This window comes from Novosphingobium sp. BF6 (assembly GCF_058273105.1).
In genome coordinates, this window is record NZ_CM177776.1 from 1,905,594 (window position 1) to 1,924,407 (window position 18,814).

At 65.2% G+C, this 18,814-nt stretch carries 14 protein-coding genes; 7 read left to right on the forward strand and 7 right to left on the reverse strand.

The window, feature by feature from the left end; translation table 11 throughout:
* Positions 1-8: 8 nt before the first annotated feature.
* From AC4D6D_RS23315 to AC4D6D_RS23325, 3 genes are read right to left on the reverse strand one after another with little or no spacing between them, the layout of a single operon-like run.
* Positions 9-1,628 (reverse strand): DUF5597 domain-containing protein, encoded by a 1,620-nt coding sequence (locus tag AC4D6D_RS23315; protein ID WP_491327881.1) that lies wholly within the window; start codon positions 1,626-1,628, stop codon positions 9-11.
* A 15-nt stretch (positions 1,629-1,643) separates the two neighbouring features.
* Positions 1,644-1,988 (reverse strand): L-rhamnose mutarotase, encoded by a 345-nt coding sequence (locus AC4D6D_RS23320; RefSeq protein ID WP_147216895.1) that lies wholly within the window; start codon positions 1,986-1,988, stop codon positions 1,644-1,646.
* Positions 1,989-2,015: 27 nt separating this feature from the next.
* On the reverse strand, positions 2,016-4,820 hold the full coding sequence (locus AC4D6D_RS23325; protein WP_491327882.1) for a TonB-dependent receptor: 2,805 nt from the start codon (positions 4,818-4,820) through the stop codon (positions 2,016-2,018).
* A 321-nt stretch (positions 4,821-5,141) separates the two neighbouring features.
* Here AC4D6D_RS23325 and AC4D6D_RS23330 point away from each other — a divergent pair, with 321 nt between their 5' ends.
* From AC4D6D_RS23330 to AC4D6D_RS23350, 5 genes are read left to right on the forward strand one after another with little or no spacing between them, the layout of a single operon-like run.
* Positions 5,142-6,110 (forward strand): alpha/beta hydrolase, encoded by a 969-nt coding sequence (locus AC4D6D_RS23330; RefSeq protein WP_491327883.1) that lies wholly within the window; start codon positions 5,142-5,144, stop codon positions 6,108-6,110.
* The gene (locus AC4D6D_RS23335; protein ID WP_491327884.1) at positions 6,107-6,901 is read left to right on the forward strand and encodes a GDSL-type esterase/lipase family protein; all 795 of its coding nucleotides are present in this window, start codon (positions 6,107-6,109) and stop codon (positions 6,899-6,901) included. The genes AC4D6D_RS23330 and AC4D6D_RS23335 overlap by 4 nt, the downstream gene beginning before the upstream one ends.
* Positions 6,901-8,523, forward strand: coding sequence for an alpha-L-fucosidase (locus tag AC4D6D_RS23340; protein WP_491328804.1), 1,623 nt, complete (start codon positions 6,901-6,903; stop codon positions 8,521-8,523). Before AC4D6D_RS23335 ends, AC4D6D_RS23340 begins: the two co-directional genes overlap by 1 nt.
* Positions 8,524-8,563: 40 nt before the next feature.
* On the forward strand, positions 8,564-10,930 hold the full coding sequence (locus tag AC4D6D_RS23345) for a glycoside hydrolase family 31 protein (protein ID WP_491327885.1): 2,367 nt from the start codon (positions 8,564-8,566) through the stop codon (positions 10,928-10,930).
* Complete coding sequence (locus AC4D6D_RS23350; RefSeq protein ID WP_491327886.1) at positions 10,927-12,384, forward strand: GH1 family beta-glucosidase; 1,458 nt, start codon at positions 10,927-10,929, stop codon at positions 12,382-12,384. The genes AC4D6D_RS23345 and AC4D6D_RS23350 overlap by 4 nt, the downstream gene beginning before the upstream one ends.
* 49 nt (positions 12,385-12,433) lie before the next feature.
* On the opposite strand, the gene AC4D6D_RS23355 is transcribed toward AC4D6D_RS23350, so the two are convergent.
* Positions 12,434-13,216, reverse strand: a complete 783-nt coding sequence (locus AC4D6D_RS23355; RefSeq protein ID WP_491327887.1) for a helix-turn-helix transcriptional regulator — start codon at positions 13,214-13,216, stop codon at positions 12,434-12,436.
* An 80-nt stretch (positions 13,217-13,296) separates the two neighbouring features.
* Between AC4D6D_RS23355 and AC4D6D_RS23360 the strand changes: the two genes are divergently transcribed.
* Entirely contained in the window at positions 13,297-14,070 is a 774-nt protein-coding gene (locus AC4D6D_RS23360) for a class I SAM-dependent methyltransferase (RefSeq protein WP_491327888.1), read from the forward strand.
* A 96-nt stretch (positions 14,071-14,166) separates the two neighbouring features.
* On the forward strand, positions 14,167-14,793 hold the full coding sequence (locus tag AC4D6D_RS23365) for a LysE family translocator (RefSeq protein WP_491327889.1): 627 nt from the start codon (positions 14,167-14,169) through the stop codon (positions 14,791-14,793).
* A 4-nt stretch (positions 14,794-14,797) separates the two neighbouring features.
* Here AC4D6D_RS23365 and AC4D6D_RS23370 read toward each other — a convergent pair whose 3' ends face one another.
* The 3 genes from AC4D6D_RS23370 to AC4D6D_RS23380 all read right to left on the reverse strand — a co-directional run bounded on the left by AC4D6D_RS23370 (position 14,798) and on the right by AC4D6D_RS23380 (position 18,698).
* On the reverse strand, positions 14,798-15,685 hold the full coding sequence (locus AC4D6D_RS23370; RefSeq protein ID WP_147216873.1) for an ROK family protein: 888 nt from the start codon (positions 15,683-15,685) through the stop codon (positions 14,798-14,800).
* 135 nt (positions 15,686-15,820) lie between these two features.
* The gene (locus AC4D6D_RS23375; protein WP_491327890.1) at positions 15,821-17,968 is read right to left on the reverse strand and encodes a methyl-accepting chemotaxis protein; all 2,148 of its coding nucleotides are present in this window, start codon (positions 17,966-17,968) and stop codon (positions 15,821-15,823) included.
* Positions 17,969-17,990: 22 nt separating this feature from the next.
* Positions 17,991-18,698 carry a TorF family putative porin gene (locus AC4D6D_RS23380; protein ID WP_491327891.1) on the reverse strand — a complete coding sequence of 236 codons (708 nt, stop codon included), beginning with the start codon at positions 18,696-18,698 and terminating at the stop codon, positions 17,991-17,993.
* Positions 18,699-18,814 lie beyond the last annotated feature (116 nt).

Sequence of the window (18,814 nt, forward strand, 5' to 3'; positions counted from 1 at the left end):
GACCCTAGCTAGTGGTAACGCCCCATAGTCACCTTGAGCCAGACCGGCCGCGCCGGGAGATTGAGGCCATAGTCGGTCTGGTCGCCGTTCCACACGCGATCCATGATCCATTGATCCTTGTCGAAATGGCCTTCCTCGACCTTGACGATAAGCCCGTTCGGCGGACTGCCCGCGGCCGATGCGAACGACACCCGCACATGGTCTCCGGTCAACAGGAACGTGTCAGCCGACAGTTGCGCGACCGCCAGCCCGCCGACCGGCTCGGCAGCCCAGGCGGGAAGATCGGCTTCGGGAAACCACTCGCGCTGGCCGAACTGCCATTGACCGAAGGCGGCGGTAATCTTCCAGCACCCCATCGTGGTTTCCTGTGCCGCACCGTCATCGGGCCTGGCGGCGCCCCAGGTCGGGTTTTCGAACGCGATCTTCGCCCAGGCCCGCATCGCACCCGAAAGCACGCGGTACTTCGCGGCGAAGGCGTCGAGCGTGGCCTCATCGAAGCTCTTGGCACCGAGCGGGTAGTTGAAATAGTCGCTGCCATCCATGCCGAAGGGCGAAAAGCCGATCGCGCCGCGTCCGAGAGCGGGCCAGAAGTAGCGCGCATATTCCCGCGCATTGCCGATCTCCGGCACCATCAGGGCATTGTCAGGCCGGGTGTAGAGATCGAGATGCTTGAGCACATTGCGGCTCTTGCGGTCGTAGATGTCCGGCGCCGCGAAATCGAGCGAGGGCGCCGCCGCCTTCCAGATATCGAGCACGTCGCCCTGCGGCCCACCGCTCGCCACGCCTTGCGGGTCCGGCTCCTTGAAGGGATCGGAAAGCGCGGCATTGACGTACATCGGCAGCGGCTTGATCGCCTTGCCCGCGGCGGCGAGTTCCTCGACGTAGCGGGCCGTGAACCAGGTGTTGAAGGCCCGGTCCGCCTTGCTGCCGAAGACCTGGCTCCAGGTGCCCGAACTTCCGCCGAGCTTGCGCAACAGGGCCGGGGGCACCTGCCCTGTAAAGAGTTTCTGTGCCGCCGGCCCGTAATCGCGGGGGTTGCGGTAGCTCCCCACCTCGTTCTCGGGCTGCACCAGGATCACGGTGTTCTGCCGATCGTGGTCGCGCAAATAGGTCATGAGCGCGAGGAAAGCCCGTTTGTCCGCCCGCAACGTTTCGGCGCCGTGGGGGGAAAGCACATCGTGATCGCTGCCATCCGGCTTTTTCATGCGCGGAAAGCGGCGGTTGTCGAGCTTGACCCAATCGGGCGTGTAGGCAAGTCCGGTGTTCTTCCAGGCGCCAAACCACAAGAGAACGACGCGCTTGTCATGGCGGCGCGCCTCATCGAGCAGGGTCTGCACGAAGCTGAAGTCGAACGTGCCCTCGCGCGGTTCGAGTTGCTCCCAGGCGATCGGCACCTCGATCGTATTCGCCCCGATCCGGTCCAGAACCGGCCACGCGGATTGCAGCGGCTGCGGATAACTGGAGCTGTTGTTGACCTGCCCCGCCAACATCAGGAACGGTGCGCCGTCGACGATCAGGGCATGACGCCCGCCACGACTTTCGACATGCGGCACATCGGCCTGCGCCTTCACTGCCGCGGTATTCAGGGAGAGCGTGGCGCAGGCCAGGAGCAATGGAGCGGAACGCATCGTGCGGGTTTATCCTCAGGGCTGGTCTTGGAGGGAAAAGATGCGGGCGGCCGGAGTCCACTTGCAGTCGGCGGAGGCCCAGGCGAGCGGACGCTGTACGCTGTCCATCAGGCTCTCCCATGCCTGAACGTCCACATTCGCTGCGTCTGCCGAAGCCTTTTCGGCAGGATCGAAACCGGGATCGGTTTCCATGATCATGACCAGCCGGTTCCCCGTTCGATAGATTTCCATGTCGCGGACCTGCGCGGCACGAATGCCGTTCACTACCGCGCCGGGAACCGCGCCCGCCGCGTGCCAGGCCTCGTATCGCGCAATGGCTTCGGCTTCCTCCGCAAGATCGATGAGCAAAACCTGTCGCATGGGCTCTCCTTTTCGCCGCTTGTCCTGTCAGTAGGTCAGACGCGCAGTCAGGCTGATACGGCGATCGTTGAGCACGTTGGACTGCGGCCTGCTGGGAATGCCGTAATACGTCCGGTTCTCGGTATTGGTCAGGTTTACCCCATCCACGGTGAGCGCGAAATTCGGCGTCACGGTGTAGGTGATCGACGCATCCAGCTGGCCGCGTGCATCGTTGAAGATTGGCAGGTTACCGCTACCATTTCCGCGCGTCGTAACCACGTACTTGCTGCGCCAGTTATAGGCCACGCGCGCCGAGAGCGGTCCCTTGTCGTAGAAGCCGATCAGATTGTAACTGTACTTGGACAGCAGTTCGAGCGGCACCGTCAGCTTGTTGCCTTCGTTGTCGGCGGCATCGGGACTGGGCGCCTTGCTGTCGACATAGGTGAAGTTCGCCTGGACGCCGAAGCCGGAAAGCAAACCGGGCAGGAAGTCGAAGAAGGTATTGCCGCCGATCTCGAAGCCCTTGATCTTGCCGTTGTCGCCGTTGAGCGGGCGAGTAACGTCGACATTGAACGGACCGTTGCCGAAATCGTAAGTCTCGGTGCTGGTGATATTGGCGATGAAGCCGTCCACCTTCTTGTAGAACGCCGCGCCATAGAGCGATCCGGTCTGCGAGAAGTACCATTCCAGCGATGCGTCGAACTGCTTGGCTTCCAGCGGACGCAGGAACGGATTGCCGCTGGAGGCCGTGCGCAATCCGCTGCCCGAATTGAATTCGACGATATTGATGTTGGGATTAAGCTGCGAGAAGTCGGGCCGGGTCAGCCCCTTCGACGCAGCCAGGCGCAATTGCAGCTTGTCGTTGAAGTGATAACGCAGGTTCAGGCTGGGCAAGGCCTTGGTATAGCTGGAGTTCACGCCCAGCGCGACGTAGGAGATCGGCCCGTTGCCCGGCTGGCCGCCGATGATGACTTGCGGCGTCTGGACGATGAACCCGTCGGTCGAGACTTTCGTCTTGATCACGCGCACGCCGATGTTGCCGTCCAGCGGGAAGCCGGCATCCTCGAAGTCAAACTTGGCAAGGCCGTAGGCGGTATAGGTCTTCTCGCCCTGGGTGTTGCGGTCGCTGGGGACGTAGCTCACGCCGTCGAGCAGGGCCTGGCGCTGGGAATCGCTGACATAGGGCGCCAGCGCCCGGCGCGTGGCGTCATAGTCCAGCACGATCCCGCGGCTGAAGAAGACCCCGCCGTCCGGCACGCCCTGATAGCCGCGATAGAGATCGCCCTGGAACGGGTGAACCTCGTAGAGGTCGTCGGCCAGCGCGGTGGTTCCGTAATAGGCGTAAGTGCTGCTATCGGTAACGGCGGAACGGTCGGTGTAGCGCAGCCCCGCCGAGATCGAGCGCAGAAAGCCGCCGTCGAACTTGTATTCGGCGTCGAGGCGCCCGGCATATTCCTTGCCTACCGAATGCTCGATGTGGTCGAGATAACCGCCGCCGAGCGGCGCATAGTTCGCCACATCGGTGACCGAGCCGTTGCCGTTGGTCGGATCGTTGTCCGGCAGGATATCCATCGTCGGCACGCCGCTGCCGACGACCTGATGGAGCCGCTCCGCGTTGGAATGGAGAATGACGATCGAGCGCTGGCCGTCCGTCGTACCGCGGATGTACTGGAAATCGCCGTTTATTGTCAGGTTGTCGGTCGGATTCCACTTCATGTTGAGCGAGAAGTCGTTGGTGACCGACTTGCGACGTTCCAGGCTGGTGTTGGAATCGATCGGCACATTGGCGAAAGTGCCGCTGCGGAAATTGCCGTCGTCGTCGAAGGTGAACGGCTGCGTATAGTCCGGAGTGATGGGATTGTCGCCGGTATAGGCGAAGAAGCTGTAGTCGCCGTACTGGAACTTGTAGTCCGAGCGAACGTATTCGCCGGTGAACAGCAGGTTTTCCGTGGGCTTCCACTGTATCGCCGCGTCGACGCCGAAGCGGCGGCGATCGCCCAGATACTGACCGATGCCGACGCCGTGCGGCAGATAGGTCGCCTTCCCGAGACGCCCCAGCCCCGCCGCCACCGCATAGTCTGCGGAATTGTTGGGATTGCCGTTGGCATCCAGCGACTGGTTCAATTCGTAGAAAGGCTGGCTGGAAATCTGGTCCTGCCGGAAGGCGGTCTTCTGATAGGCGACGTCGACCATGATGCCGATCTCGCCGATGCCGGTATTCCAGCGGTCGGACAGCAGCAGGTTGGCTTGGGGCTTCGACTTTCCGTAAAGATCGTAATAGTTGATGCTGGCACTGGCCGAAGCCTTGAAGCCGTCGAAGTCGAAAGGCTTGCGCGTGCGCAAGTTGATGAGGCCGCCGATGCCGCCCTCGATCTGGTCCGCCGAGGGGTTCTTGTAGACATCCACGCCCGCAAGCAGTTCGGACGGCACATCTTCCAGGCTCAAAGTGCGGCCGCCGTTGGCGGTGAACACGTCGCGCCCGTTCACTTCGGTGCGGACCTGGCTGAGACCGCGGATCGAGACCGAACTGCCTTCGCCGAAGCTACGCTGGATCTGGATGCCGGTAATCCGCTGAAGCGCCTCGGCGACATTGCGGTCCGGAAGCTTGCCGATATCTTCGGCCACGATGGAATCGACGATGACGTCGGAATTGCGCTTGATCGACTGCGCACTGCTGAGACTGGCGCGCACGCCGGTGACGATTATGTCGTTGGCTTCCACCTCGCTCACCTGAGAAGTGCCGCTATCGGCCTCCTGCGCGCTCACCGGCGCGATCGCACCGCACGCCATCGTAACCGCCGAAATGCCAGTAAGCAGACGCGCGCGGCGCGATGCCTGAACAATCGTCCTCATTGGACTATCCTCTCCCTGGCTCCTGATCGGAGCACATCCTCACAAGTCTTGTCGTCGGGCCGCATGGCTCATCGAGCGGCCTTGCTTCGCCTTCATGCGCAGTATCGATGCGCCGACACGCGACTCATTACTCTCAATCGACACATTGTGAAATATAAAAATTGCTTTCACGGGTGGATTATGATCGATGATAGATGGCAAGAAACGCCGAAGAGCGTCGGCAGCGGGATTGGAGAGGATCATGAGTGGTAAGACACGTCGCCGAATGCCCGAGCGGATGCATGCCTGCATGACGCTCTGCAAATCTCGGGAGCAGTCCGCTTGACCCGCATCACTCGCCGCTCGACCCTGGTTGCCGCCGCTGCGCTCGCCATGCTGCCGCGCTTTGCCGGAGCGCAGACGAATTCCGAAGACGAAGTGGTGCCGCTCTGGTCCGGCTCGCCGCCGGGAACGAGCGATACACCGATCCACCGCAAGATCACCGACCAGTCGAAGGAAGCCGCACGGCCGGATCGCTGGATCACCGGCATCGACCGCCCGGTCATGGTGGTGAAGCGCCCGGCCCGGCCGAACGGCAGTGCCATGCTGGTCGTACCCGGTGGCGGCTACGGGTTCCTGTCCTATGATAACGAAGGTATCAGCCAAGCCGCCTGGCTCAATGCCCGAGGCATCACCGCCTTCATCCTGCTCTATCGTCTTCCCGGCGAAGGCTGGACCGGGCGCGAGGACGTTCCCTTTCAGGACGCCCAGCGCGCCATGCGCCTGATCCGGGCAGGTGCGGAGCGGTTCGGGATCGATCCCGCCAAAGTCGGTGTGCTCGGCTTCTCCGCGGGCGGTCACCTGGCGGGATCGCTGGCGACGCGTCATTCCGAGAGCGTCTACCAGCCGGTCGATCAGGCCGACCGTCAAAGCGCCGCGCCGCAAGTCGCAGGTCTGGTCTACCCGGTCGTCAGCCTCGCGGCCTCGTACACGCATGCCGGTTCGCGGGACAACCTGCTGGGACCGGGATCGACATCCGCCGCACAAAAACGCCGCTCGGTGGAGGCGCGGGTGGACGACGCGACATGCCCCACCTTCCTCGCCCATGCCGCTGACGACGGACTGGTTCCGCCGGCCAACAGCATCGCCCTGTTCCAGGCGCTGCTGGCTGCCGGACGCCCGGCGGCACTCCATGTGTTCGAAAACGGTGGCCACGGCTTCGGCGTGCGCCTGCCCGCGACGATGCAGGCGGCGGCGTGGCCCTCGCTTTTCGCGACCTTTGCTGGATCGCATGGAGTGATGGCATCGTGAACCATGGCATCGCCGTCCTCGCTTTGCTCGCAGGCCTGAACTCGGTGCAGGTGGATGCACGGGAGTACCAAAGCTCGCCCGAGCGCCGCACCGTCGCGGAAAAGGACTGGGGGCCATGGCTCGGGCCGTTCCGCGCCAAGCTCGTGCCCAGCCTGATGCAGGACTTCGGCGAGCGCTATCTTTATGCCGAGGCGAACGCCGCCCTGCCCGCCCCGCGCCCCGGAGAACGGCGCGTGGTGTTCCTCGGCGATTCCATTACCGATCGCTGGAACCTCGCGGTCAGCTTTCCCGGCAAGAGCTATGTCAATCGCGGCATAGGCAGCCAGGTGACGGCGCAGATGATCCTGCGGTTCCATCAAGACGTGATCGCGCTGAAGCCTTCCGCCGTCGTCATTCTGGCGGGCATCAACGACATCCAGGGCTTCCTCCAGCAGGAGACGCCCGAACAGATCGAGACGAACTGGGAGGCCATGGCCGATCTCGCCGATGCGCACGGCATCAAGGTGGTGTTCGGCGCGATCCTGCCCGTCAACGACTATATGCCTGCGGCGAAAGACGTCGTGAAGGAGCGCAAGCCCGAAGAAATCCGCGCGCTGAACGCATGGCTTCGCGCCTTATGCGCGCGGCGCGGATATGCCTTTGCCGACTATTACACGCCGCTGGTCGATGCGAAGGGGCTGATGGCGGCTCCCTTCACTGAGGACGGCGTCCATCCGCTCGACAACGGCTACGCCGCAATGGCGCCCGTCGCGCAAAAGGCCATCGAACAGGCACTGGGAGACCGACCGTGATGGACTTCAAACGCCGCTCGTTCCTGGCCGGTGCCGCCGCGCTGGGCCTTGCCCGGACCGCCCGTGCCGCCAGCGCAATGGGCAGCGCGGCAGGGCCAGTGCAGGCCAACTGGCCCTCACTGGTCACCAACTACCGCTATCCGGACTGGTTTCGGGATGCCAAGCTCGGTCTCTGGGCGCATTGGGGGCCGCAGTCGGTGCCCGAGCAGGGCGACTGGTACGGCCGCTTCATGTACATGCAGGGCCACCCGATGTACGAGCATCACCTCAGGACATACGGCCACCCGTCGGTCGAGGGGATGAAGGACATCCAGAACCGCTGGACGGGCGAGCGCTGGCAGCCGGAAGCGCTTGTCGAGCGCTACAAGAAAGCCGGCGCCAAGTATTTCGTCGCCCTCGCCTGTCATCATGACAATCTCGACTGCTACGATAGCCGTTACCACGCCTGGAACAGCCTGCGCGTCGGCCCGCGCAAGGACGTGGTCGGCATCTGGGAAAAGGCGGCGCGCGGTGCCGGTCTGCGCTTCGGCGTCTCCAACCACGCCGCCCATGCCTGGCACTGGTATCAGACCGCCTATGGCTACGACCCGACCGGCCCGCGCAAGGGCCTCCGCTACGACGCATTCGGTCTGCGCAAAGCCGATGGCAAGGGCCAGTGGTGGAACGGGCTAGACCCGCAGGAACTCTACACCGGCGGCCATGCCGTGCTGCCGGACGGGATCGACAGCATCGAGGCGATGAACGCCTGGCACGATGCCAACAACGGCCAGTGGATCGAGAGCGGTCCTAAGGACGATCCCGCCTACGTCACCCGCTGGCTGCTGCGCCAGACCGACCTGATCGACAAGTACCGCCCCGACCTCGTCTATTTCGACGACTACGGCCTGCCTTTCGGCCCCGTCGGGCTGGAGGCTGCTGCCGACTACTACAATCGCTCGATCCAGTGGCACGGCAAGATCGACGTGGTGCTCACCGCCAAGCAACTCTCACCCGAAGCGCGCTTCGGCGTCGTGCAGGATGTCGAGCGCGGCTATACCGATCATATCTGGGACGAGCCCTGGCAGACCGATACCTGCATCGGCGACTGGTTCTACAACGTCGCCCGCCTCAACGACAAAAGCTACAAGACTGCCGAGGAAGTGGTCCAGCGGCTGGCCGATGTCGTCTCCAAGAACGGCAACCTGCTGCTGTCGCTCCCGCAGCCGGGCGACGGTTCGATCGACAGCGAGGAAGAGAAAATCCTCGACCAGATGGCGGAGTGGATGAAAACCGGCGGCGAGGCGATCTTCGGCTCGCGCCCCTGGCGGCGCTTCGGCGAAGGCCCGAACCGGCCCGCCCTCGGCATGCAGAGCGAGGACAAGGCCAAACCCTTCACCGCCCGCGACATTCGCTTCACCACCAACAAGGGTGCGCTCTATGCGCTGGTGCTGGGACGGCCGGAGGGCGAAGTGACGATTTCCTCGCTTGCCACAGGGTCTGCGCCGGGCCCGATCGAGCGGGTCACGCTGCTTGGCGGCGGCCCGTTGGCACATCGCCGCGATGACCGGGGACTTCATCTGAAACTACCGCGAGACACCGGGTTCGTGCCCACGATCCGGATCGACGGGCGCGGACTGATCTGACGCCAAGAGGCACAACCGAAACGAGCAGGGGACAAGAGGAATGATCGCAGCAATGATAAAGGCCCGCTTCCTGGGCGGTGCGGCAGGCGTGTCGTGCCTCTGCCTGGCCATGCCCGCGCTGGCGGCGCCCATGGCCCTGCTCGACCGCAACGGCAGCCGCGTCGCCGTCGAACCCTATGCACCCAATATCGTGCGGGTGACCATCGCGCTCGACCCCGAACTGGCCGAAGCCGCGCCGGGCGAAGGTCCGAACGCCGCGCCGGATTCCTCCGGGTGGAGCCATCAGGCCGTCGCCGAGGGCGATATCTTCACCTCCTCCGCGATCAGCCTCACCGTCGATGCCAAGCCCTGGCCCAAGGCGCCCAGCCAGATGCAGCGCTACTTCGCGCCCGCCCTGCCCCCGGTGAGCCTTTCCATCCGCGATGCGCAAGGCAATCTGCTGACGAAGATGACGGGCTGGGAAATGGCGCCCGTCACGGTCAACGGCGAAAAGACCTTCAAGGTCGGCGCCACTTTCGACGCGGCAGCGGGCGAGCACTATTTCGGCCTCGGCCAGAACCAGGAAGGCACGCTCGATCTCAAGGGCCGCCAGATCGACTGCTCACACTACTACGATGCCCCCGCCGGCGAGACGGTCTGCGTGCCTTTCCTCGTCACCGACAAGGGCGACGGCAAGCTGTTCGGCATAGTCTGGGACAACCCGGCCCGGACCCTGGTCTGGCCGGGTCTGCATTCCACCACCCGCTTCCAGTCGCAAGTGGGCGAGCGCGTGTCGTTCTTCGTCATCACCGGCAGGACCAGCGACGAACTCTATGCCGGCTACGCCAGGCTGACCGGTCCCACCCCGCTACCCCCCAAGGCCGGATTCGGCCTGATCCAGAGCAAAGCGCGCTACGAAACCCAGCAGGAACTGCTCTCCGTCGCCGACGGCTATCGCCAGCGCGGTTATCCGCTCGATGTCATGGTGCTGGACTGGTTCTACTGGACCCGGATGGGCCAGATCGACATCGACCGGACCTTCTTCCCCGATCCCAAGGGCATGAACGACAGGCTCAAGTCGCTGGGCATGCGCTCGATCATCAGCGTCTGGCCCCGGTTCGAACGGGAATCGCGTTATTTCGACATGCTGGAGAGCAAGGGTTGGCTGCTGAAGGACAAGGACGGCAAGCCGGTCGACGGGTTGCCCATGCGGTTCGACCGGGCCGGTGCGCTCATCGACAGCACCAATCCCGAAGCGCGCGGCTGGTTCTGGAACACGGTACGCGACAATATCCTGAACCAGGGCTTCGACTGGCTCTGGCTGGACGAGACCGAGCCCGATCTCGTCCCGGACGGCTATTTCTACTCCATCGGCTCGGGCGACCGCTATCACAATCTCTTCCCGCTGGTGCACACCTCCGGAGCCGCTGAAGGTTCGGCGCGGGACCGGCCCGATCTGCGCAACATGATCCTCTCGCGCGCGGCCTATCTCGGCTCGCAGCGGACGGGCAGCCTGTTCTGGTCGTCCGACATCAAGTCCACCTGGGAAGCTTTGCGGCGGCAGGTGCCGACCGGCCTGAACTTCACGGCCTCGGGCCTGGCCTATTGGGGTAGCGACATCGGCGGCTGGCAGTGGCCGAGCGGCCCCAAGGCCGAACATCCCGTGCTCGTCGATCCCGCCGGCGCGACGGCCATGGCGCCCGACTACCCGGACTACCCCGAGCTGTTCGTCCGCTGGTTCCAGTACAGCGTCTTCACGCCGACGCTGCGTATCCACGGCCAGCGCCCGGCCACCGCGATCTGGGAATACGGCACGGCGGCCGAGCCGATCCTCGCCGATTACCTGCGCCTGCGCTATGCTCTGATGCCCTATATCTATTCGCTGGGACGGCACACTTATGAGACCGGAGCACCGTTCATGCGCGCACTGTTCATGGACTTCCCGAACGACCCGAAAGCCGCGACGCTGGGCGATGAATATATGTTCGGCCCGGCCTTCCTCGTCGCCCCGGTGACCGAGCAGGGGCAGACCCGCAAATCGGTCTACCTGCCCGCCGGAACCGCCTGGTACGATTACTGGACCGACCAGCGCTATGAAGGCGGGCAGAGCGTGGATGTCGATGCCTCCATCGCGCGGATTCCGCTGTTCGTGAAGGCGGGTTCGATCATCCCGATGGGCACGGCGGTGAAGAGCACGGCGGAAGCCCAGGCGATCGAGAGCATCCGGGTCTATCCGGGCGCGGATGCCCGCTTCACGCTTTATGATGACGACGGCATCACCAATGCCTATCGCAGGAACGACGGCCGCAAGGCCGAACTCGTGTGGAATCAGGCTGCGGGAACGCTGACCAGCAGAAGCAAGCTGCCGACCGGCCAGTCGGTGGCCGGGCTGGTCCGCGTGATGGGCGCAAAGGGAGCAGGACAATGACCGGAATCAATCGCCGCGAACTGGGGCTTGGACTGGGCGCCGTCGCGCTCGGCACGGCGCTGGGCGGTCGGGCAGCCTCGGCGCAGGGAGTTGCCCCGGCCGTCTCGACGACCGCCGGGGCCCTGTCCTTCCCGGCCGATTTCCTCTGGGGCTGCGCCACGGCATCCTACCAGATCGAGGGCGCGGTAAAGGAGGACGGGCGCGGCGAAACCATCTGGGACGTCTATGCCCACACCCCCGGCAAGACCACCGACGGCGGCACGGGCGACGTCGCCTGCGACAGCTATCACCGCTACCCGGAAGACATCGCCTTGCTGAAGGCGCTCGGCGTCAAGGCCTACCGCTTCTCGGTCGCTTGGTCGCGCATCTTCCCCAGCGGCAGGGGCAAGCCGAACCAGAAGGGCCTGGACTATTACAACCGCCTGATCGACGGCCTGCTGGCGGCAGGCATCGAGCCGCACATGACGCTGTTCCACTGGGACCTGCCCACCGGCCTCCAGGGTGGCTGGCAATCGCGCGATACCGCCTATGCCTTCGCCGACTATGCCGGTTTCATGGCGGGCAGGACGTCCGACCGCGTGAAGCACTTCATGACGGTAAACGAACTGCGGTGCTTCACCGACCTTGCCTACTGGAACGGCAACAAGGCACCCGCGCTTCGACTGCCGATGGATCAGGTCAACCAGGTGCGGCATCACGGCGTGCTCGCGCACGGGCTCGGCGTTCAGGCGATCCGCGCCCATGCCGGGGCGGGAACCCAGGTCGGTCTGGCCGACAATGCCACGATCTTCGTTCCTGCCATCGAGACCGCAGAGCATATCGCAGCAACCAAGAAGGCCATGCGCGAGGAGAACGCCATGTTCCTCACCGCGATCATGGAAGGGCGCTATATCGAAAGCTACCTCGCCGCGCAGGGCAAGGATGCGCCCAAGGTGCAAGCGGGCGACATGAAGGCGATCGGCAGTCCGCTCGATTTCGTCTCGCTCAACGTCTACACCGCCAACACCGTGCGCGCCGCCGACACGGCGAGCGGCTACGAGGTCCTGCCGCATCTCGCCAACTCGCCGCGCATGGCCTCGCCGTGGCTGCATGTGGTCCCTGAAGCGCTCTACTGGTCGATCCGCCTGACCAGCGAACTGTGGAAGCCCAAAAAGCTCTTCATTTCCGAAAACGGATGCTCGGCCGACGATCCGGTGGCGCAGGACGGCAAAGTCTACGATGCCGACCGCGTGATGTACTTGCGCAACTATATCACCCACCTGCACCGTGCCGCACGCGAGGGCTATCCCATCGCCGGCTATTTCCTCTGGAGCCTGATGGACAATTTCGAGTGGGAAGACGGCTATACCAAGCTGTTCGGTATCCATCACGTCGACTTCAAGACCCAGAAACGCACGCCCAAACTGAGCGCCGACTGGTATCGGGAGCTGATCCGAACCAATCGACTGGTGTAAGGCCTGTGGGGAGTGCGTTCAGGCGGAGCCGAAATTGCGGACCCGTCGATCAGGCGCCTGCTTCTGCGGGTTCCAGGAACACGACCCGGAAATCGCCGCGCTCCACATCGGCCAAAGTGTGCTGGACGAAGTGGATCAAACCTTGCTCCGGGTGGCAGAAGACGCGTTCGCCGCCTTCGCGCGCCAACACCGTCTGCCCTTCCCACGAAGCGAGAAAATCCTCGTTTTCCGCCCGGAGCCGTTCGACCACGCCGCGCACCCGTGGGTCGGCCATGGCATGACTGTAATCACGGCGGAACTCGGCAAGCAAGCGCCCTGCGCGCTCCTGCCAGTCCGGCAAAAGCGCGCGGGCGGCGGGATGCGTGAACACGTAGCGCAGCAGGTTCGGGGCGCCACCCTCTTCGAAGAGACCGACGAACAGGTCTCGCGCGGCCGGGTTCGCGGCGCAGAGCGTCCACGCCGGGTCGAGCGCGTAGCATGGCCAGTCCATCCGTTCCACCAGCGCCGCAATCGCAGGCGGCGCGGCATCCGGCGCATTCGCGGAAGGGCCGGACGGATCGAGCCGTCCTGCGAGCGAGAACATGTAGTCGCGCTCAGCGGGTGAAAGACTGAGGCCACGGGCCAGCCGCGAAAGCGTCTCGCCGGAAGGTCGGACCTCGCGTCCCTGCTCTATCCACGCCACCCAGGTCGCGCCGATCGCGGCACGGGCGGCGAGTTCCTCTCTGCGCAGCCCCGGCGTGCGGCGACGGCGATCATGGCCTTCAGGCGCCATACTCTCGCGCCGTATGCGTACGAAGGCGCCGAGCAGCCTTCTCTGTTCATCGGTCTGCATGGTGTCAGTTATAACAGGATAACAATGTTCATTGTAACAGGCTATATTAGCGCCGATCGGGGCTTCGCAAGGAGAAACTCATGACAGAAGATACCCGCGAACCGGACCGCCACGCCTTGGTCGACCAGCAGTTCGGCACTACCGCCGCCGCCTATGTCACCAGCCAGGTCCATGCTTCGGGCGCCGATCTCGACCGTATCGCCGAGCGGGCCCGGGAAGCTCGGCCCGCCCATGCGCTCGATCTCGGCGCGGGAGGCGGGCATGCAGGCTACGCCATGGCAGACGGCGCCGCTGCCGTAACCGCCTGCGACCTCTCGCCGCGCATGCTGGAAGTGGTATCCGCCGAAGCGGCGCGGCGCGGAATCGCCCATTTGACGACGCAGGCCGCTGCCGCGGAAGCCCTGCCCTTTGCGGACCGGACCTTCGACTTCCTCGCCTGCCGCTTCTCGGTGCACCACTGGCGCGATGCCGAAGCGGGCCTGCGCGAGGCACGCCGCGTGCTCACGCCGGGCGCTCCGGCGCTCTTCATCGACGTGATCGCACCCGGCGATGCCGCAGCCGACACCCATCTGCAGGCGGTCGAACTGCTGCGCGATCTTTCGCATGTCCGAGACTATACGGCGGCCGAGTGGCTCGCGATGCTGGGCCGGACCGGTTTCGCCGCGACCCGCGTGACTACCGCCCGCCTGCGCATGGACTTTGCCGACTGGACCGGACGGATGCGCACACCGCCCGAACAGGTCGCGGCGATCCGCGCCTTGCAGAAGGCCGCGAGCCGGGACGTCGCCGCACATTTCGAGATCGAACCGGACGGCTCTTTCACGATCGACACGATCCTCGTGGAAGTCGTTTAAAGGAACGGAGCGCCTCGGCGCAGCAAACGGCAAGGGCATTGCGGTCTCGCCCGGCAGCGCGTAATCGCAGGACGCTTTTCCCGATAGAGACGATCGATGACGCTTCAGACCTGGTGGCTCTACGCTTTCGCGGTGTTCCTGCTTTCGGGAACGCCCGGCCCGAACATGCTCCATGTCATGGCGCGCAGCGTCGAGTTCGGTTTCCGCCGCAGCGTACCGGCCATGGCGGGCTGCATGATGGCGATCACGCTGGTTCTGGCGGCCTCGGCGGCAGGGCTGACCGCCCTGCTCAAGGCGATCCCGGGCGCCTTCGAGGTTCTCCGCTATCTCGGCGTGGCCTATCTGGTCTATCTCGGCATCAAGTCGTGGCGGGCGCCGGTCTCCGACGACGCGGCGGACGAGCGGCTGGACCGCCGCTCATCGCCCATGGCGCTGTTCCGGGGCGGCTTCACGATCGCGATCAGCAATCCCAAGCTGCTGCTTTTCGCCGCCGCCTTCTTCCCCCAGTTCATCAATCCAGCCGAGCCGAAAGCCCCGCAGTTCGCCATTCTCGTGGGGACGTTCGCGGAGATCGAAATGCTCTGGTACTGCACGTATGCGCTGGCGGGCGGCTCGCTTTCGAACCACTTGCGCCGTCCTTCGGTGAAGCGGCTGTTCAACCGCATCGCCGGATCGATCTTCGTCGGCTTCGGCGCCGCGCTGCTGACGTCTCGCGGCGCCTGAACGCTCAGCCTGCCGCCTGTTCGGCCAGGAGGAAGGCCCCGACCAGACCCGAAGGTTCGGTGCAGGCAGGCGGCACGATCAGCCGCTCCATCGCCGCCTCATCCCGCGCGGCCTGCACGTAGCCGCCGAGCAAGGCCGCCGTGCGCGCGCGGATGAGCGGGATCAGCCGCGCCTGCTTCATGACCCCGCCGCCGAGCACGATGCGCTGCGGTGCCATCGTCAGAAACAGCGTCATGCAGAGCTGCGCCAGATAATCGGCCTCGATCTCCCAGAACGGATGGTCGGCCGCCAGTTCGGAAGCCGGTGCCCCCCAAGCACTGCTCACGGCGGGACCGGCGGCAAGACCTTCGAGGCAATCGCCGTGGAACGGGCAGGTCCCGGCAAAACCCTCATGCGCCGGATGGCGACGGACGAGAATGTGCCCGGCTTCGGGATGGCCGATGCCGTGGACCGGCCTGCCCTCGCTGACCAGCCCGACGCCGATGCCGGTGCCGACCGTGACATAGGCAAGCTGGCGCATCTCCGTCCCTGCCGCACGAACTTCGGCCAGGGCCGCCGCATTGACGTCGGTATCGATCGCCATGGGCACGTCCAGGAAGGACCGGATGCGGGCGAGCAGGTCGGTGCCTTCCCAGCCCGGCTTGGGCGTCGCTAGGATTTTCCCGTAATCCGGCGCGGCCGGGTCCACCCCGACCGGTCCGAAGCTGGCCACGCCGATCCCGGCCACCGGGCCGAGGTCCGCCGCATCGCGGAAGAACGCCGCGACTTCGGTAAAGGTCGTGTCCGGATCACGGGTGGGGATCGTCGCGGTGCGCAGCGATCCCGTCGCAGCGCTGCCGACGGCGCAGACGAACTTGGTGCCGCCTGCCTCTATTGCCCCGTAGATCGTCATGCCCTGCCCTCTTCCTGACCGCTGATTCCCCCAAGCCTCTGCCACCGCAAGCCAAGGCCTACAAGCGATTGCGCCCGCGGGTCGAAAACGACCCGCGGGCGCAGACGGTATGGCAGTCGGGGAACTGCCTTTCCGTCAGGCTACCGAGGAGAGACGGAAGGTCTGCCTCTGCCCGCCGGTATCGAAGCGTGCGGCCTGGTCGTTGAGCGAGGCGGCCTCGGCCGTCAGGTTGCGGGCGGCGGCGGAGGTTTCCTCCACCATCGCCGCGTTCTGCTGGGTCGAGTGGTCCATCGTCGAGACCGCCACGCTGATCTGGGTGATCGCGGTGGACTGGGCCTGGTTGTCCTCGGCCATCTGGCCGAGCAGCGTGTGCACTTCGGTCATGTCGCCCGAGATGTTCTCGAAGGCGCCATCGACGCGCTGGACCGCATCGACCGCCGTGCCGATGTCGGCCTGCGTCGCGGTGAGCTGTTCGCGGGCCCGCTTGGCTTCTTCTTCCGAGCGCATGGCGAGCGCCGAGACGAGGTCGGCGACGACCGCGAAGCCGCGACCGGCATCGCCTGCCCGGCCCGCCTCGACGGCAGCGTTCATCGCAAGGACGCGGGTCTGGAAGGCGATCTTGTCGACGCCCTCGATCACCGAGTCGATGCCCTTGGCGCTGAGGCTGACGCGGTCCATCGCCGCAACGGCCTCTCCGGCAACCGCCCGCCCGCCCGAGACGGTCGAGAGCGCTTCATCGGCGCGGCGCACCGTCTGCGAGGATGCCGTGGCCGAAGCTTTCAGGCGCTGGTCGATCTGGACGAGCGCGGCGGAGGTTTCTTCGAGGCTGGCGGCATTGGCCTCGGTGCGGCGGGCGAGGTCCTCGGAGGCCTGGGCGATTTCCGCCGAGCCGGTCTGGATGCCGCCCGCGCTGCTGGCAACGGCGCCGATCATGCGGCGCAGTTCGCCCAGCGCGGCGTTGAAGTTGTCCTTGAGCGCGGCATAACCGGCCGGGAAGGTCACGGCGATCTCGCGGGTGAGGTCGCCCTGGCGCAGTGCGTCGAGGCCGTCGCCGATGGCCGTGGTGACGACCTTCTGCACCTCGGTGGCACGGTGGTCGGCTTCGGCGCGGTCGGCGGCGGCCTGGCGGAACACGTCGGCGGCGCGGGCCATCGTGCCGATCTCGTCCTGACGATCGAGTTCGGGGATCGCGCAGTTCTCGCCCTTGGCGAGGCGATCGACGGCGCCGCTCAGCTTGGTCATGGGACGACCGATGATGCCGCCAGCGGCGTAGAACAGGCTGGCAAGAACGGCGGCGACGATGACCAGGCCGCCGATCACCAGTTGCCAGGCCATGCTGCGGGCGGGCGCGGCGATGGTCGCCTCGGGCACGTCGAGCACGAGCGCCCAGGTGGCGTTGAGGCCTTGCAGGGTGATGGGGCGGATCACGCGGCGGGTCGGGACGCCGTCCACCTCGATGTCGGACAGCACGCGGGTTTCACCGCTGGCCAGCGCCGCCTTCACGTCGTCGAGACCGGGATCGTCGTAGGTCTTGCCGAGCTGGGCGGGATCGGGATTGGCCACCCAGGTCGCACCTGCGGACAGCAGCATGACGCGACCGGTGCCGAACGGCTTCAACTTCGACAGACGCTCGGACAGACCGCCCAGTTCCATGTCCACACCGGCGGCACCGATGACGCGGTCGCCGGAACGGACCGCATGGGTGATGGAGGTCATCAGGACAGTCGTGCCGTTCACGTCATAAGCGTAAGGATCGACGATGGCGCCCGCCCCGCTTTCGAAGGCCTTGCGGTAGTAGGGCTTCTCGTAAGCATCGCTCTCGTTGTTCGGCGACTGGGTCAGCACGCCGTTGCTCTTGACCCAATAAGGCGTGAAGTTGCCGTTGCCGCTCGATCCGGGCTGGCCGCCCTTGCCCGCGTCGTCGCCGTCCCACTGGTTCGGTGCGATCATGACCCAGGAGCCCAGCGCCACCTTGGACTTGAGCAGGTCCGCCTTGAGGACGTTCGTCGCCGTGCCGCGATCGCGCGAACCGCTGGCATGCATGTTGCCCAGGGAGGAGGCCAGCGTACTGGCAGTGGCCTCGAAGGCGGCGATATCGGCCTTCACCTGGTTGCCCTCGGCATCGGCCTGGGCGATCGCAGACTGGTCGGACAGCTTGCCGACCTCCGAACCCGTTTCAAAGACGACGGCGGTGAAGCCGAGCAGCAGCAGAACGGCGATCGCCAGACCGGCGACCGTCATCAGCTTGCCCGCGATATGCATGCGACTGAACAAGTCTCTCATTTTCCAGCTCCTGGAAGGTAGATCAAAAGGCTGCGGTGATCGAGAAGAGCGCGGCGGCAGTAGCGGCCGGATTGTGGCGCAGATTGGTGTCGATATAGGACAGGCCCAGCGTGATCGGCCCCAGCACGGCATCGCCGCCAAGCGACCAGTCGTAGTAGCCGCCCGGCTTCGGACTGATCGCCCCCCTGCTGCGGCCGCCATGGGCGCGCAGGGTCAGCGGCGTGCCGGGGATCGGCGCGGCGGTATCGCCGGAAAGATAGAGGTGATCGCCGCCGATCGCGGCCTGGTTCCAGCTGTAGGCCGCGCTCAGCGTAGCGCTGAGCGGGCCGAAATCGTGGGTCAGCTTCGTGGTCGTTTCGAGATATTCGATCTTCCCCGAGCCTTCCCCGCCGGGATAGCTGTAATAGGCCAGCATGACGTCGAGCGTCGTTCGGGGCGCAACTGCCCCTGCCCAACCGCCGTAGAGATCGACTTCGGTGTGGCCGTAGCGATCACTCGTGTCCAGCGCGGACGCCCAGGTGCCGATATAGACGCCGCTGCTGTGGCCGACATTGATCGTCGCCTGTACGGCAGGGTCCTTGCCGGTCTGCGAAATGCCGCGAAAGCGATAGTCGCTGATGATCGTCGCCGCGCCGGAGACCGTGAACTCGGGGGTATCGTCAGCGGCGTGGGTGGCAACAGGCAGAAGCAACAGCGCCAGGGCAAGCCCGGCGGAAGGGAGGAAGTGCATGAAAGTCCTGTTTTGGGACAAAGGGGGGGGCAGTGCCATTATAGGACGACCCGACACCCATCGGCGGGAGCGCAAGCCGCGCTCCGCCGATCTCCCCAACAGAAACTTACAAGACG